General features: G+C 70.0%; 15 protein-coding genes. 3 read left to right on the top strand and 12 right to left on the bottom strand.

The window, feature by feature from the left end:
- Window positions 1-197 precede the first annotated feature (197 nt).
- From ACL02T_RS10640 to ACL02T_RS10585, 12 genes are all read right to left on the bottom strand, one after another.
- Entirely contained in the window at window positions 198-1,499 is a 1,302-nt protein-coding gene (locus tag ACL02T_RS10640; RefSeq protein ID WP_412830473.1) for an FAD-dependent monooxygenase, read from the bottom strand.
- On the bottom strand, window positions 1,496-3,403 hold the full coding sequence (locus ACL02T_RS10635; RefSeq protein ID WP_412830472.1) for an ABC transporter ATP-binding protein: 1,908 nt from the start codon (window positions 3,401-3,403) through the stop codon (window positions 1,496-1,498). The genes ACL02T_RS10640 and ACL02T_RS10635 overlap by 4 nt, the downstream gene beginning before the upstream one ends.
- A gap of 94 nt (window positions 3,404-3,497) precedes the next feature.
- Complete coding sequence (locus ACL02T_RS10630) at window positions 3,498-3,671, bottom strand: hypothetical protein (protein ID WP_412830471.1); 174 nt, start codon at window positions 3,669-3,671, stop codon at window positions 3,498-3,500.
- Between the two features lie 452 nt (window positions 3,672-4,123).
- Window positions 4,124-5,269, bottom strand: coding sequence for a Nickel transporter NicT (nicT, locus tag ACL02T_RS10625; RefSeq protein ID WP_503129086.1), 1,146 nt, complete (start codon window positions 5,267-5,269; stop codon window positions 4,124-4,126).
- A gap of 166 nt (window positions 5,270-5,435) precedes the next feature.
- Window positions 5,436-6,881 (bottom strand): NADH-quinone oxidoreductase subunit N, encoded by a 1,446-nt coding sequence (locus ACL02T_RS10620; RefSeq protein ID WP_412830469.1) that lies wholly within the window; start codon window positions 6,879-6,881, stop codon window positions 5,436-5,438.
- A gap of 88 nt (window positions 6,882-6,969) precedes the next feature.
- Entirely contained in the window at window positions 6,970-8,514 is a 1,545-nt protein-coding gene (locus ACL02T_RS10615) for a complex I subunit 4 family protein (protein ID WP_412830468.1), read from the bottom strand.
- Between the two features lie 13 nt (window positions 8,515-8,527).
- Complete coding sequence (locus tag ACL02T_RS10610; protein ID WP_412830467.1) at window positions 8,528-10,453, bottom strand: proton-conducting transporter transmembrane domain-containing protein; 1,926 nt, start codon at window positions 10,451-10,453, stop codon at window positions 8,528-8,530.
- Window positions 10,454-10,460: 7 nt separating this feature from the next.
- Window positions 10,461-10,766 carry an NADH-quinone oxidoreductase subunit NuoK gene (locus tag ACL02T_RS10605; protein ID WP_412830466.1) on the bottom strand — a complete coding sequence of 102 codons (306 nt, stop codon included), beginning with the start codon at window positions 10,764-10,766 and terminating at the stop codon, window positions 10,461-10,463.
- Complete coding sequence (locus tag ACL02T_RS10600) at window positions 10,763-11,320, bottom strand: NADH-quinone oxidoreductase subunit J (RefSeq protein ID WP_412830465.1); 558 nt, start codon at window positions 11,318-11,320, stop codon at window positions 10,763-10,765. The genes ACL02T_RS10605 and ACL02T_RS10600 overlap by 4 nt, the downstream gene beginning before the upstream one ends.
- Window positions 11,321-12,259 carry an NADH-quinone oxidoreductase subunit H gene (locus ACL02T_RS10595; protein ID WP_412830464.1) on the bottom strand — a complete coding sequence of 313 codons (939 nt, stop codon included), beginning with the start codon at window positions 12,257-12,259 and terminating at the stop codon, window positions 11,321-11,323.
- 10 nt (window positions 12,260-12,269) lie between these two features.
- Complete coding sequence (locus tag ACL02T_RS10590; protein WP_412830463.1) at window positions 12,270-13,889, bottom strand: hypothetical protein; 1,620 nt, start codon at window positions 13,887-13,889, stop codon at window positions 12,270-12,272.
- Window positions 13,880-14,230, bottom strand: a complete 351-nt coding sequence (locus ACL02T_RS10585; protein WP_412830462.1) for an NADH-quinone oxidoreductase subunit A — start codon at window positions 14,228-14,230, stop codon at window positions 13,880-13,882. The genes ACL02T_RS10590 and ACL02T_RS10585 overlap by 10 nt, the downstream gene beginning before the upstream one ends.
- Before the next feature lie 389 nt (window positions 14,231-14,619).
- On the opposite strand from ACL02T_RS10585, the gene ACL02T_RS10580 reads away from it, so the two are divergent.
- From ACL02T_RS10580 to ACL02T_RS10570, 3 genes are all read left to right on the top strand, one after another.
- Complete coding sequence (locus ACL02T_RS10580; protein ID WP_412830461.1) at window positions 14,620-14,901, top strand: metal-sensitive transcriptional regulator; 282 nt, start codon at window positions 14,620-14,622, stop codon at window positions 14,899-14,901.
- A gap of 191 nt (window positions 14,902-15,092) precedes the next feature.
- Window positions 15,093-15,302, top strand: coding sequence for a heavy-metal-associated domain-containing protein (locus ACL02T_RS10575; protein WP_412830460.1), 210 nt, complete (start codon window positions 15,093-15,095; stop codon window positions 15,300-15,302).
- A 57-nt stretch (window positions 15,303-15,359) separates the two neighbouring features.
- Window positions 15,360-16,373: a DUF8832 domain-containing protein gene (locus ACL02T_RS10570; RefSeq protein ID WP_412830459.1), complete on the top strand. Its 1,014-nt coding sequence runs from the start codon at window positions 15,360-15,362 to the stop codon at window positions 16,371-16,373.
- Window positions 16,374-16,436 lie beyond the last annotated feature (63 nt).

The following is a 16,436-nucleotide window of genomic DNA, read 5'->3' as shown; positions in this document are numbered from 1 at the left end:
TCGGACCGGCATTCCGCTTCCCGCTGGGATGGCCGAGGACCAGGCTCATCGGCTGGTTGCCTCGCGGTCCGCCAGTTTGAGGACGCTCTTCCTACCGCAAATCGATGGTGCCGAGGTGCTCCCAGCTCTGCCAGTTCCCGGGCAACGGCAGGCGCCGGCGGTGAGCGGCACCTCATCAGTGTGCTCTCCACCTTGCCCTACACCGCTACTGATCGTGCATCGGCCGTCGGCAACTCCTCTGTCCGTGGGCGGGCATGAGGCCCCGTGTCGGCCGGTGCGCTCGGTGAGCGGGGAGGTGCGAAGGATGTGTACCGGAGGGCTTCGCCTCTCCTACGTGCGAGGTAGAAGCGTTCTCCGGTCTCATACCAGCGGTGTGCGACGCGAGCGGGCGCGAGTTGTTCGAGTAGGTGCAGTTGGTGGCGCCACGGGGGTAGTGAGCCCTGTCGTGCTGCCATGGCGGCAGCGAAGGCGACACTGTCCCGGTCGGTGTAGAGGTTGACGCGCTCATACCACGCCATGCTGCTACGTGCTGCGGCTTGGGTTCGGTACATGGGCTTGCGGCGCCGCTCTTCGTACATGTCGAGGGCATGTGGCAGGCTCTCGCCACGCTCGTAGAGGCTCTGGGCGAGGGCGATCGCATCGAGTATCGCAAGCCGGGTACCGGATCCGATGGTGAAGTGGGTCGTGTGGGCGGCGTCGCCGAGCAGGACGACGTTGCCGTGATACCATTTTTCGTTACGCACTTCGGTGAATCGCTGCCAGCGGGCTGGTTGGCCGCGCGACTCGCTGATCAAACGGTGGCCCTTCAGGACGTCGGAGAAGATCTCCTCCAAAGCGCTCCTGCTGTCGTCGCTGCACATGGCGCCGAGCCCGAGCCTGCTCCAGGTCTGTTCCTGGCATTCGACGATGAATGTGCTGATCCCCGAGCTCGACGGGTATGCGTGGCACCACACCCACCCGGCCGGCGTCTCTTGGAAGTCGAAGAGGAACTTGGAGAAGACCTTGTCGGTACCGAGCCAGATGTAGGGATTCAAGCCGGTCGTCAATGTCGTGCCGAAATACTCGTCCTGCTGCCGAACACGGCTGCTGGCACCGTCCGCGGCGACGATCAGGTCCGCCTCGCGGAAGTCCGAAAGGTCTTGGACGTTGTCCTGGTACCGGATGCGGACCCCGACATTTTCCGCACGTTGGCCGAGGATCTCGAGCAAGGCGGCCCGGCCCACGCTGTAGCCGTAGCCGGCGTAGAATGCGGTCTTTCCACGCAGCCGCACCTCCTGCTGCTGCCAGAGCACCGACGCCGCGCGCAGTTCACGGGCACTTTCGGAGTCGTTGCCGTAGAGGGCATCGAGAAGGTCGTCCCAGTAGACCACGCCCCAGCCGTAGGTGGCGCCGGGTGGGTCGCGTTCGATGACGGTGATGTCATGGCCAGCATCGCGCAGCTTCGCCGAGATGGCGAAGTACAACGCGCCCGGTCCGCCGCCGATGACGATGATCTTCATGAGACGATCCCCTCCGAGACTCGCTGCGGTTGTGGCGCAGTGCGCGGCCGCTGATGTGGTGTCCGTCCCTCTGTCCGCTGGTGCAGCCGGTAGAGGTGGGCGTAACGGTCGTTGTTGGCCAGCAGTTCGTTGTGCGTGCCGATCTCGGTCACCCGTCCCTGGTCGATGTAGAGGATCTGGTCCGCGTCCGCGACCGTCAGCAGGTTGTGCGAGATCACGATCGTGGTGCGTCCGGTCATGAGCCGGCGCAGGGGGGTCAGGACCCGCTCGCCCGCGGCCGCGTCCAGCCCGGTCGTCGGTTCGTCGAGCAGGAGGATAGGGGCGTTGCGGATCATGGCCCGAGCGATCGCGATACGTTGGCGCTGCCCCCCGGACAGGAGGCGTCCACGCTGGCCGACTCGTGTCCGATAGCCCTCGGGAAGGCCCTCGATGAACTCTGCCGCATCTGCGGCTCGTGCCGCTGCGAGCAGTTCAGCGCGGGTGGCCTCGGGGCGGCCCGCGAGGATGTTGTCCTCGATCGTGCCGTCGAGGAGCAGGGTCTCCTGCAGCACTATCGCGATGGTGCTGCGCAGCTGCGCGGGGTCCAGGCGGCGCAGGTCATGGCCGTCGAGAGTGAGGCGTCCGGCGGTGGGGTCGTAGAACCGCAGCAGCAGTTTGAGCAGGGTCGTCTTCCCAGCCCCGCTCGCTCCGACGACCGCGGTGATCCGTCCGGGGCGCGCGATGAAGCTGATGTCGTGCAGGACGTCGTGTGCTGTGTCGGGGTAGCGGAAGAAGACGTGCTCGAGACCGATCACCCCCGACACGCGTGGTCGGGGCGAGGGTGTCGACCGGTAGAGGCGGACGGGGTCCGCGGGTGCGTGCACGTCGGGCTTCTGGTCGAGCAGCTCGATGATGCGTTCGGCACCCGCGGCGGCGGCGAAGACGGTGTTGGAGAGCTGCCCGAGGCTCCGTACCGGTCCGTAGAGCTGTGAGATGTAGACGAGGAAGACCAGGAGGCCACCGAGAGTGATCTGACCAAGTGTCAGCTGCCATACTCCGACGCCGATGATCGACATGATGGCCACGACCTGGAAGAGGTCGGTCAGCGGCGGGAACAGGGCCGCGAGCCGGGTCGCGGCGAGCGCGGCGCGGACGCTGCCCTTGGCCTGGGCGGTGAAGCGGGCCTCCTCGGCCTGTTCCCGGCCGTAGGCCTGCACCAGGACTGCGTTCCCGAGGCTCTCCTCGGCCACCGCGTTGATCGACCCGCTGCGCTGGCGGACCTCCCGCGACGCTGCCTTGATCCTGCGGCCGAAGACGCGCGCCATCGACCAGAAGAATGGCACGGCGATCAACGCGACCAGGGCCAGTTTCCAGTTGAGGTAGAAGAGGATTCCGGTGAACAACGCAATTTTGATCAACGCGGAGATGAACTGCGCGACGCCGGCGAGCACCAGGCTCTCGATGGCGGCCACGTCTCCGGTGAGCCGGCTCAGGAGATCACCGAGCGGTCGGCGGTCGAAGAAGCTGACCGAGAGCGAGTGCAGGTGCGCGAACACGCGACTGCGCATTCGTTGCAGGAAGTTCTCGCCGATCCACGCGGCAAGGTACTGATCACAGAAGCCGACTGCACCGCCCAGAAGCGTCAGGCCCGCGTAGGCTGCGGCGACCCACCAGAATGCGCTGAAGTTTTGTGGTGTGAGCACGTCGTCGACCAGGATCTTGTACATCCAGATCTCGGCGGCTTCGAGCAAGGGGGACAACAGCACGAACACCAGGCTGAGACTGAGCCAGCCGCGGAAGGGGCGGACGTCGGGCCAGAACCTACGGAAGATCCGGCGGACGCTGACAGCCGGTGCGGCCTCGATGAGTCCGTCGGGCACTGCGGCGGGGAAGAACATCGTTCGGATTCGGGTCAGCACCGACATCGACCTCGCCTCGGCAGGGGCTGTGGCAGTGGCCTCGCCCCCGTGCCCGGAAACGAGGCCACTGTTCCTCACGCAGGTGTGGAATGGCTAGGGGTCAGTCCTTCTTGTCCCAACCTCCGTTCCAGCCGCCCCAGCCCCAGCCTCGCTTCTTGTCGTCGTCGTGGTCGTCCGACTTGTCCCAGCCGCGCCAACCACCCCAGCCCCAGCCCCACTTGTGGTGCTTGTGGTCCTTGTGGTCGTCGCGGTCGTGCCAGCCACCCCAACTCATGTGAAACCCCTCATCCTGCGGATCTCGACCGGGGAGCGCGGCTGCGCCCTCCGGGTGGTAGCCGGGCGTCCTCTGACCCCCTCGAGCCGAGGGACGTGCGATGGTCGTCGGTCACCGTCGGTCGGCCGGTGCAGACAGGGGACAGGGCCCGGCTACCACGGCGAGGTAGCCGTGTCGGCGGGCAGGATGTTGCAGTCCGGCGGCGGGACCACCCGGCTGCGAGACGAGGCACCCGAATGTTGCAAGAGGAACTACGGATCTACGTAGTACGTCCGGGTGACGTACTATCGTAGCTAGTACATCGGTGGTGGCTCTACCTCATCCGTGGGAGGCCTACGGCTCTGCCACGAATTGTGATCACTTCCGTGGGCGATCTTCATAACTACACTGCTAGTACTGGGAGAGAACGGGTTCCAGTTCCGTCGTTCTTGAGCGCCCGTTGAGCTTTCGGGTCACGCGTTGTCGCCGGATCTGGTTGTCGCCGTTGCGGGCTCGGGCGACCACCGCTGGTCAATTCGGCCGAGGTGCCACACAGCCACGGCGACACCCCACGTGGCCAGCAAAAGTCCGACGATTGCGAATCCGGCGAACTGCAGGTCGACGGAGGCGATCCAGGCCAGCGGGCCCTGCGTGATGTGGAGCTGCTCGGCGATGAGGCCGATGAGCACGATGCCGCCGACGATGAGCGCGACGATGACGGAGAGGACGGTGACCGTGAGGTTGTAGTAGACCTTGCGGGCGGGCCTGAGGAATGCCCAGTTGTATGCCCGTGTCATGAAGATGCCGTCGATGGTGTCGAAGAGGCTCATACCGGCGGCGAACAGGACGGGGAGGGTGAGCAGCGCGTACCAGGCGAGGGTGAAGGCTGCTGACCCTGCGGCCAGGACGAGGAGCGCGACCTGGGTGGCCGTGTCGAAGCCCAGACCCATGAGCAGGCCGACCGGGTAGAGGTGCCAGGGCTTGCGAACTCGACGCATGACCCGCGCGAGGAGCCGGGCGAGGACCCCGCGCCGGGCGAGCTGTCGTTCGAGTTCGTGCTCGTCGAGCCGGCCGCCGCGCATCGAGCGTGCGACACGCGCGATGCCGACGACGGCGATCAGGTTGGTCAGGCCCAACAGGATGAGGAAGGCGCCGGCGACGATCGAGCCGATCAGGCCGAGCGTCTGCAGCAGGGCGGAGTCCTCGTTCTGCACTGTGCCCGCCAGCTCGCGTACCCCGAGGGCCAGGAGCAGAGCCAGGGCGAAGACGACGCTGGAGTGTCCCAGCGAGAACCAGAAGCCACCGCTGAGCGCGGGCCTCTTCTCCCCTACCAGCTTGCGGGTCGTGTTGTCGATGACGGCGATGTGGTCGGCGTCGAAGGCGTGTCGCACGCCGAGCAGGTACGCGGTCAGGCCGAGCCCGGCGCCGAACACCCCGGTCGTCCCCAACACGAGGTGCTGTGGCACGACCAGCAGGAGAAGGACCCCCCAGCCCAGGACATGAAGCAGCACGACAAAAGCGCCCGTACCCAGGACCGATCCCCATTCCGAGCGGCTCCAGCCCGTACGTGGGCGAGTGCCCTCGTCCGACCATCGCCTGGGGGCTTCGAAGTTGCTCACCCGATGGATCCTGCGCCATCCCGCGTCAAACGCAAGTCGCTCGCAGTAGGAACTGGGAGGCAGTACTAGGCGATCGACCAGGTCGCGGCGGCGATTTCGATAAGTCTGAGCCCTCCAGGCATAGCTTGTCCGCTTGCCTCCCATGCCGACCCGGGGTCCGGACGGCTCAGGGAGCAAGAAGCAGAGGCACGACGACCCCCGCGCCGATGCCGAGGATCAGGGTCGCCACCGCGGCGGCGACCGCGGCGACGGTCGCCCAGGGCCGGGTCCGCTGCGGCGCGGTCGCGCCGGCCTCCGGGGCCGGGACGAACACCGGGGCGATCCAGCGCAGGTAGTAAAAGAGGCTGGCCACGGTGTTGACCAGGGCCAGCACGGTCAGCCAGGCCATGCCACCGTCGACCGCGGCGGTGAACACGGCGAGCTTGCCCAGGAACACCGCCGTCGGCGGGGTGCCGACCAGCCCGAGCAGGCAGACGACGAGCGCGGCGGCCAGGGCCGGGTGGCGGCGGGCGAGGCCACGGAAGTCGTCGACCGTGCGCGCCGGCCCGTCGGGGGTCGTGACCGCGGCGGCGACGGCGAAGGCGCCGAGGTTGGTGAGGGCGTAGGCGGCGAGGTAGAGCAGCAGGGCCGGACCCGCCTGCGCGGAGCGGCCGGCCACGGCGACGGCCATGAGCACGTAGCCGACCTGCGAGACCGCAGAGTACCCGAGCAGACGTTGCACGGAGGTCTGGAAGAACGCCGCGAGGTTCCCCAGGGTCATCGACACCGCGGCGAGGATCGCCACGAGCAACGGCCAGGCGACCGCCGCGGCGGGGATCGCCGCGGGCAGCAGCCGGAAGACCGCGACCAGGGCCCCGATCTTGGGGAGGGTGGTGACGATCCCGGCGACCGGGGCGGGGGCGCCGTCGCTGACGTCCGGCACCCAGAAGTGCGCGGGGGCCGCCCCGGCCTTGAACGCGAGCCCGGCGAGCACCGCGACCAGCCCGACGGCGGCCAGGGCGGGCATCGACCGCCCGCCCGCCGCGGCGGCCGTGAGGTTCTCGCGCAGCGGGCCGTAGGCGGTGGCACGGCCAGCGGCGTAGAGCAGCGTCACGCCGGTGACCATGGTGACGCCCGCGAAGGCGCCGGAGAGGTAGTACTTCATCGCCGCCTCGGTCGCCGGCGCGCTCCGGGCCCAGCCGACCAGGGCGTAGAGCGGGATGCTGGCGAGCAGGAAGGCCGCGAACAGCAGCAGCAGGTCGGTGGCCCCGGCCATCAGGACGGCACCCAGCGCGCCGAGCAGCAGCAGCACCCAATACTCGGTCTCACGACGCTGCCCTCGGACGGCCTCGACCGAGGCGCAAACGGCGAGCAAGGTCGCGACCAGCACGATCAGCCGCGTGGCGTTGGTCGTGGAGTCGATGGCGTAGGAGCCGAACACGGTCTCGGCGGGCCGGGTGTAGACCACGCCAGTGGCGATGATCCCGACCACGCAGGCCACGCCCGCGAGGGCGGCGATCAACCATTGGCGGTGACGTGGCAGCCAGGCTCCGGCGAGGAGGCCGAGCACGGCGGCGGCGAGCAGGGCGAGTTCGGGAATGAGTGCGCCTGGGTCCTCGTTCATCATCTCCATAGCGCGACCTCCGGCAATTTCGGCCGCGTCCTGCGCCTGGTCGTGGCCGCTCTGCTCCTCTGCGGGCTGATGCCTGCCGGCGGGCGGTTCACCGGGCGACCAAGGTGTTGACGGCGGCCGCGGCAGGTTCGACGAGGTCGAGCAGGAAACGGGGCGCGAGCCCGATGAGGGTGGCCAGCGCCAGCAGCGGCGCGATCGCGACGAGCTCGCTGGGACGCAGGTCCGCGAGCAGGCGGGGGGTGCCAGGGGCGTCCGGGGTGCGCAGCGGGCCCAGGAAGATCCGCTGCAGCGCGACCAGGAACAGCGCGGCGGTGACGAGGATCCCGGTGACGGCGACCGCGACCGGGACCGGGGCCGCGGGCAGGGAGCCGGTGAAGATCTGGAACTCGGCGATGAAACCGGAGAAGCCGGGCAGACCGAGGGAGGCGAACGCGGCGACCGCGAACAGCGCGGCGAAGCGGGGGGTGCGGGCGGCGAGTCCGGACCAGGCGTCGAAGTCGTAGCTGCGGCCGCGGTCGTAGAGCACTCCGGCGAGCAGGAACAGCGCTGCGGTGATCAACCCGTGGGACACCATCTGCACCAACGCCCCGGTCGTGGCCAGCGTGCGGGCCTGGACGTCGCCGGTCGCGACGAGCCCGGCGGCGCCGACCCCAACCAGGACGTAGCCCATGTGGTTGACCGAGGTGTAGGCGATCATGCGCTTGAGGTTGGTCTGGGCGAGCGCGACGAGTGCGCCGTAGACAACCGATACGACCCCCACGATGAGCACGACCAGGGCGTACTGGCGCCAGCTCGTCGGGAGCAGGGGCATCGCGATGCGAACGAAGCCATAGGTGCCCATCTTGAGCAGCACCCCGGCCAGGATCGCCGAGCCCGTGGCCGGGGCTTCGGTGTGCGCGGGCGGCAGCCAGGTGTGGAACGGCACTGTCGGGGTCTTCACAGCCAGTCCGACGCCGATCGCCAGCAGCGTGAGCGCGGCATACGCGCCGCCGGCGGCGAGCGGGTTCGCCGCGGCGAGCTCGACGATGTCGAAGGTGTGCGGCTGTGCGGCGAGGAACAGCAGGATGAACCCGAGCAGCAGGGCCAGCGAGCCGAGGAAGGTGTAGAGGAAGAACTTCAGCGCCGCCGCCCGGGCCCGCTCGGCGTGTCCCCACCCGGCGATCACGAAGTACATGAACACGATCGACAGGTCGAAGAACAGGAAGAACAGGATCAGGTCCAGCGCCGCGAACAGGCCCAGACACACCGTCTGCAGGGCCAGGAACAGCAGCACGTAGGCCTTGACCCGGCGGGTCTCGCGCAGCGCGAACACCGCACAGGCGAGGAACAGCACGCCGGTCATGGCCAGCAACGGCAGCGACAGCCCGTCCACCCCGAGGTGGTAAGAGATCCCGGCCGACGGGATCCACGGCAGCCGCTCCTCGAACCCGAAACCGCTCGCGCCTCCCGGCCCCGCTTGTCCGACGCCCGCAGCCGGTGCGGGCAGCCGCACCCAGGCAGCGATGATCAGGGCGAGGTCGGCCAGCGCGGCGGCGATCCAGGTGCCGACGAACACCCGGGCGGGTAGCCGCGCGGGCAGCGCCGCCAGCACCACCGCCACGGCGGCGGGCAGGAACACGATCAACGACAGCACCGCTGGTCCTCCTTCAGGACACGACGATGACGACGACGGCCAGCGTGGCGAGCAGCGCGAACGCCACCGAGGCCTGGGCGTAGTACTGGTGCAGCTGCCCGGTCTGCGGGCGCCGCGCCCACCGGCCCAGCACCCGGGCTCCCTCGGCGACCGCACGCACCGCGCCGTCGACCGTGTTCTCTCCGCGGCGGTCGAGCAGGCGGGCCAGCGACACCGTCGCCTGCGCGGCTGAGTCGACCCCGCGGTCTAGGACGCGGTCGTCGAACCTGGCCAGCCCCTCGGCCAGCCGACGCACGGGCCGCACCAACAGCAGGTGCGCGGCCTGCTCCAGGCCCCACCAACGCTGCAGCAGATCGGGCGCGGGTAGCCGAACGCCGGCCCGCCAGGCCAGTCCAGCTGCGGCCACCGCCACCACCGCGGACACGACCAGTTCCCACCAGTGCGGCGCGGGTTCAGGGGCGAGGATCCCGCGGCCGAGCACCGGAAGAATCCCGAGCGTGGCCGCTGCGATTCCGAGCACGACCAGCGGCGGTGCAGCCATCGCCGGCACGCGCCCGGTCGGCTCCTGCTCCAGGCCCTTCGCCTGCCCGCGATCCGTCGGGCACTCGGCCTCCATCTGGTTGATGGTGTGGCCCGGGACGGCCGCTCGTCGGCGATCGTCCGTCGAGGGGGCGTCGGAGGCGGGTTGCCAGACGAACCACAGCGCCTTGGCGCTGTACACCGCGGCCACGGCCGCTCCGGCCAGCCCGACAAGGTAGAGACCGACGGCGGCCGGGGCGGGGCCGGTCAGGGTGAGCGCGGCGGACAGGACAGTGTCCTTGGCGACCCACAACGACAGCGGCGGTATCCCCGCTAGCGACAGCGCTCCGACGGTGAACATCGCCCCGACCAGCGGGAACCGGCGGGCCGCGCCGGGCAGACGGTCGAGCTGCTTGGTGCCCAGAGAGGTCAGCCAGGCCCCGGCGGCCAGGAACAGCAGGCTCTTGGTGGCTGCGTGCGCGACCAGCTGCAGCACGCCGGCGGAGCCGCCGCCGACCCCGGCGGCGAGGATCATGTACCCGATCTGCGCGCAGGTGGAGGCGGCCAGCAGCTGCTTGAGGTCGCGCTGGGCCAACGCGGCCAGCCCGAGGCCGAGGGCGGTCAGCGCTCCGATCCACGCCACCAGCGGGCCCGCCCAACCGACCGACGCCAGCAGCGGGTTCAGCCGCACCAGCAGGTAGGCGCCGGCAGCGACCATGGTCGCGGAGTGCAGCAGCGCCGATACCGGGCTCGGGCCGCGCATCGCCCCGGAGAGCCAGAAGCTGAACGGCAGCTGCGCGGACTTACCCAGCGCCGCAACCACCACCCCGGCCACCAGCAGGTCCCGCCAGCCCGCCACCGTCGCGGGCAGCACGTCCAAGGCCAGGGATCCGCCGCCGCCGGCGAGTGCCGCCCCGGCGGCGAGGTAGAGCCCCAGGTCGGCGGTGCGGGTGGTGAGAAAGGCGGTGTGCGCGCCACGCACCGAGGCCAGGTCTCGGTAGTGGTAGCCGATCAACGCCCAGCTCGCCGCGCCCATGACCTCCCACGCCATCAACAGCGGCGCCAGGCCCGTCGCGGTCACCGTTGCGAGCATCGCCCCGGCAAAGATCAGCATCAGGCCGGTGAACCGGCCGGTGCGCAGCTCCGCCTCGCCCGCGGCGAACACCAGCACCGCGGCCAGCACCACGGCGACGGTCACGACCAGCACCGCGGAGAGCGCGTCGACGGCGAATCCGGCGCGGACCCCGGCGAACAGTGCGGCATCGGCGGCCGGGCGGGTGAGCGCAGCGGCCACGGCGAGGACCAGCACCACGACCGATGCACCTACCGCGAGGATGGGGGCGAGCGGGTCGGCCCGCCGCCCACCCAGCGCAAGTAGCGCCCCGGCCAGCATCGGGATGACGATCAACCACAGCAGCACGACGTCCTCAGCCCTTGAGGTCCGCGGCGCCGTCGGTCATGTCGACCTGGCGGGCCCGGTAGATCGCGGTGGCCACAGCGAAGCCCGCGGCCATCTCGATCGCCATCGCGGTGACCACGGCGACGATCAGGACCTGGCCCTCCGTGCCGGCGGGGGCCAGGAAATACCAGAGCGCGGCGGCGGCGAGGATGACGCCGTTGAGCATCAGCTCCAGCCCCATCATCAGCATCACGATCGACTGCTGGGACAGCGCGCCGTACAGTCCGATCGCGAACAGCCCGGCCGCGGCCAGCAGGAACGGCTCGAGCATCACCGGCCTACACCTCCCCCGAGCGGGTCGTCGGCGGTGGCCACGTCGAGCTCGTCGCCGAGCCGGTCGTAGCGCCCCCGCCCGGTCGCCAGCACCACCGTGGCGACGATGGTGGCGAACAGGGTGATCCCGAGCGTCATCATGGTGAGCATCTGCTCACCCATCAGCGACCGCCCGAGCGCGAAGGTCAGATTCGGAGCCGGGGCGCCCGCTCGCGCTGGCCAGTCCATGAGCAGAATCCCGGCGGCGAGCAGCACGAAGGTGCCCACGGAGATCGACATCGCGCCGGGCTTATTGTGGTACATCGCCATCGGCATCAGCCCGGCCGGGTTCATCATGTACATGATCATGAAGACGACCATGATGACCATCTCGATGACCATCATCAGCGCGATCACCGTCCCCAGGTAGCCCAGTCCGAGCAACAGCACCAGTCCGGCCACGGCCAGGAACGAGGCCAGCAGGGCGAAAGTCACCTGCGCCATTGAGCCGAGTCGGAACACCCCGAACCCGAACACCAGCGCCGCGGGGGCGAGCACCCAGAACAACACGGTCATCTAGAGGCCTCCCTGCATGAGCACGACCACGGACACCACGAGCGCCTGGGCCAGCGTTAACGGCACGAGCACCATCCAGGAGATCTCGGTCCAGCGGTCCATGCGGATGGTGGGGAAGCGGCGACGCGCCCACACCAGGACGACCAGGACCGCGACGGTCTTGAGCGCCACCCACAGCCACGGCGGCAGCAGCGGTCCGGCCCCCCCGCCGAGGAATAGCGGGACCGCCATCGCCGCCGCCGCAGTCAGCAGCAGCCACCGGCCCCCGACAAACAGCAGCCGGTCGACCCCTGACAGCTCTGCGGCCACCCCGCCGGCAAGGTCGCCGGCAACGGGAGCGTCGAACGGCCCCCAGAAAGCCATCGAGGCCGCTGAGACCAGGAAGACCACGAACGCCACCGGCATGATCACGACAAACCACAGATCCTGCTGTGCAGCGACGATGTCGCCGATCCGCAGGCTCTGCGCCCCCAGCGCCGCGGTGATGATCGCGAACATGTGCGGGAGCTCGTAGGCCAGCCCCTGCGCGACGAACCGGTAGCCGCCCACCAGCGACAGCACGCTGTTCGGCCCCCAGCCGGCCATCCACACCGCTGCCCACGCCAGGACCTCCATGGCGTTGAACCACACGACCCCGATCTCGAGATCGGCGACCGGACGGGTCCCGAGCGGCACCACGACCGCGGCGAGCACCGCGGCCACCGGCAACAGCGCCGGCCCGGCGCGCCACAGCACCGGATCCGCTGCGATGGTGCGGCGTCGCTGCCCGACCAGCAGCCTCGCCACCTCGTGCGCCGGAGCACCGAACCCCGCGGGCCGTCCCGCTGCGCGGGCGGTCACCGCGGCATCGATCGACGCGGCCGTCCATCCCACGACGATCAGGACCACCGGCAGCAGCAGCGCCCACCACACCGGCAGCGCCTCAGTCGGTGGCGGCATCGGAACCGACTCATCCATGTCTGTGCCCCCTACTGTGTCCCCCGCCCTGCTGTCGGCCGCTCTGCCTGATCTCCTCGCTCCGGCCTGCAGCGCCTCCGGCGCCGGTCACCGCGTCCACGACCGTGTCGCAGGCACTGCCTCCGGTGCTGCTGCCGGTGGTGCCGTCGGTGTCGCCGTCGGTGTCGCGGTCAGTGCAGGGGTCGGCGGCCGCGACGAGCAGGCGTGCCGCAGCGAGGTCGCTCCCAATCAGCAGTCGCTCCAACTCGCCCAACCCCGGTCGCAGTCGACCGCGTTCCGGCGCGTGGCCGGGTCCCGAGCTCGAGGCGGAGGTCTCGGCCGAGCCCGCTTCGGTGGCGGGCTCGCACAGCGCTGTGGCGGCGTTCTCGAGGGCGTCGAGGCGGAGGGCCAACAGCGTGGGCACGTGCGGGAGACCGCGCAGCATCCGCCGCAGCGTTCGCGAGCGGCGCACCTGCCGTAACAGCGCTCCAACCGAGGCGCGAATGGGCTCGAGCGGCTCGCCGCCGAGAAGCCCATCGCGCAGCCGGCGAGACCGCGTCGCGGGCGCCGGCCAGCCCGCAACGGCAAGGAAGCGCGCAACAGCGTCGAGCTCCCTGGCCGCGGCTCGCCGCCTCAGATCCCCGACATCGCCACGACCAGTGCCCGTCGTCGGCGTCTGCGTCGTCCAGAACGGCTCGCCGAGCGGGTCATCCACAAGTCGCGCGTGCGCTTGCTGCACGATGTCGCCCTGCAACATCAGGTCGAGCACCAGCCCGGCCTGCCAGTCCGGCAAGACCGGCCCCATCGCCACCTGCAGCTGGTCGAGCATCAACCCGTCGCGGTCCTCGTCGAGGTCGGCCATGGGTAGACCGCCGGGCATCTCCATCTCGCCGTGCCCGCTGTGCCCGCTGTGCCCGCTGTGTCCGCCGTGTCCGCCGTGTCCGCCGTGGCCGCCGTGTCCGCCGTGTCCACCGTGGCCGCCGTGTCCACCGTGCCCACCGTGCCCGCCGTGCCCGCCGTGCCCACCGTGCCCGCCGTGCCCGCCGTGCTGGTCGGCGCCCCCCGCATGCTGCTCTGAGTCCTGGTGCTCTCTGGCCTCCTCGTGCTGGTTCGCGGCATCGGCGGCGTTGTGGTCAGCTGGGTCGCCCTGGTTCCCCCTCGGCTCAGATCCGTCGTGCCCGTTTTCCTCGCTGTTGGGGCCGCGGTGCTCGTGCTGGCTCTTCTGCTCGCGCGCGGTGTGGTCTGCCTCGTTTGCGCGCCCGTCCTCGACCGGTGCGCCAGCATGCGTGGTCTGGCTGGAGGTCGGGCTGGCCGCCGACGAGCCCCCCGCAGCGAGGTCGGCGGCGGCCCGGTCCAGCACGGCGTCGAGGTCATGAATGGTGGTGAGAGTGATTTGGGTGCGGGGCTGCGGGATCGCCGCCCAGACGGTCGCGATCACCGCGCCCAGCTCGTGCCCAGGAGTCCCTGCCACGAGCAGCACGTCCGCATCGGCCGGTGCCGTCGCGAGAGGCCAGCCGCGACGGAAGAGTTCGGCCTCTGCAGCCAGGCGGAGGGCAGTTCCGTTGCGGGCAGCAACGAGCAGGATGTGCGGGCGTTTGGCTGCGTAGCGCAGCATCCACCTGTTCAGCTCCATCGCAGAGCGCCTTCCCGCCAGGCATAGACGACTCCGGCGAGCAGGATCCCGAGGAAGAGAAACATCTCTATCACCGCAGACGGCCCGACCCGGGACACGACCAGCGTCCACGGGTACATGAAGATCATCTCCATGTCGAAGGCCAGGAACACCATCGTCACCGGGTACCAGCGCACGTGGAATCGTGAGTAGGCGTGCTGGGCGGGCGGTAGCCCGCCTGCGAACGGGACGACGTCCAGTGCTGCCCGTTCGGTGGCGGTGGCCGCCGTGACCGCGTAGAGCGCGGCGACGAGGGCGAGCACCATCCCGAGGGCGATAAGCACCGGTACGAACTCGCGCATCGTCACCTCCGGCAGTCACGCCCGTGAATACCCATACCCAGGATGGGCATCCTGGGGCACCCGGCGGCGCCTGTCTAGCCGGACCACCCGAGCGGGCATCGGAGGCGTCCGGCGCTGCTCCCGTGCCAACACTTCCCGATCTGGCCCGAAGAAACCATCTCGGCAACCTCGTCATGGGGTAGAGCGCGACAGGTGCGGAAGCACAGATGAGGCGGGGGAGTGGGCCACGCGACTGACGACCCTGTCGACACCTCGCTCGGGCTCGCGCATCATCGATCGCGCCCACTCCCAACATCGTGTCGGATGCTCGGCAGGACTACGGCAATCCATGACTTGAGTACGGTACCCCCCCAGGGTATGGTGGTCGTGTTGCGAGCGGAGGAGGCGTCGTGAACGGCTACACGGACACCAAGGATTCCCACCTCAAGCGGATGCGTCGGATCGAGGGCCAGGTCCGCGGCATCACCAAGATGATCGAGTCGGACAAGTACTGCATCGACGTGCTCACCCAGGTCGCCGCGGTGAACAAGGCCCTGGAGGCCGTCGCACTGAATCTGCTCGACGAGCACCTCAAGCACTGCGTCACCGACGCCGTCGCCGAGGGCGGGGCGGTGGCCGATCAGAAGGTGGCTGAGGCGAGCGCGGCGATCGCTCGTCTCGTCAAGTCCTGACCACGGCGGGGGGCTTCCACCTGGATCGCACGGGGCGATCCCACCCCAGAGGGGCGCGCGGATCCCGTGAAGGCAGCGACGAGTCGTCGGCTGCTCGATCCCTGTTGTGCACGGCCCAGGACCTACCCGAAACCCAAGGAACTGGCCGCTCTGGAGTAGTCGTCGCGGCCTGTCAAGGAAGGACCAGCAGGATGAGCACCAGCACCTACACCGTCATCGGAATGACCTGCGGACACTGCGTCGCTTCGGTCACGGAGGAGATCAGCGAGTTGCACGGCGTGCGCTCGGTCAAGGTCGACCTGCCCACCGGCGCGGTCACCGTTGACAGCGACAACCCGCTCAACCTGGCCGATGTGCGCGCCGCGGTCGAGGAGGCCGGCTACCAGCTCGCGGCGTCCTAGCCGCATCACCCGGTACCCGCCTCATCGAAGGCCGGGTCCACAGCAAGGGACCAGACCATGAACACTCTTGCGAAGCTCTCCGCCTACGGCGCGGCGCTCGCCCTGCTCGCAGTCGGGGCATATGCGACCGGATCCGCTGTCGGTCCCCTCGACGGCACCGCGACGGCCACGGCCGCGTCCGCGGGCCCGCCCGGCGGTGAGGTCGCCGGGCACGGGGACACCCACGGCGGCGCCGTCCCGGAGACCGCGAACCAGCCGGACCAGCCCGCCGGGCTGGCGTCGAGCAGGGGCGGCTACACCCTCACGCCCACCGCCGCGACGCTGACGGCCGGCACCACAGGCGAGCTCGCCTTCCGCATCACCGGGCCGGACGGGGCCCCGGTGACCGCGTTCGACGAGGAGCACACCAAGCGGCTGCACCTGATCGTGGTGCGTCGCGACACCGCCGGCTACCAGCACCTGCACCCGACCATGGACCCCGACGGCACCTGGCGCGCCCGCGTCGACGTCCCCGCCGGCGGCGTCTACCGGGCCTTCGCCGACTTCACCCCGACCAGCGGCCCGGCGACCACGCTCGGGATGGACCTGTCCGCAGCGGGCACATACGACCCCGTCGAGCCTCCCACCAGTAGGACCGCCCGGGTCGACGGCTACGAGGTCCGGCTCGACGGCGACCTCGCCGCCGGGCAGGCCTCCAGGCTCACGCTCACCGTGACGAGGGACGGCCGGCCGGTCACTGACCTGCAGCCCTACCTCGGCGCCTACGGCCACCTCGTCGCCCTGCGCGCGACCGATCTCGCCTACCTGCACGTGCACCCCGAGGGAAGCCCCGGGGACGGGCGCACCCCCGCGGGCCCGCAGATCCGGTTCGTCGCCGAGGTGCCCTCCACCGGGACCTACCGACTGTTCCTCGACTTCCAGCACGCCGGCACCGTCCGCACCGCGGAGTTCACCGTCCCCAGCGGACCGGCCGGCGCGGTGAACGCCGCACAGCCGACGTCCGGCGAGAACGGCGCAACTGCAGCGCAGCACGGCGACACGCACATCGACACCGCCGCAGGGGGGCACTGATGTCCACGACCAGCGACCGCCACACCTCGGCCGACGCGCCGAGGTCGGCGCCGGTAGGCACCG

The sequence above is a fragment of the Pseudonocardia oceanicola genome, assembly GCF_047200735.1.
Taxonomy (GTDB): domain Bacteria; phylum Actinomycetota; class Actinomycetes; order Mycobacteriales; family Pseudonocardiaceae; genus Pseudonocardia.
The sequence above is the reverse complement of the archived record's forward strand: the minus strand, read 5'-3'. Positions and strand labels throughout refer to the sequence as shown.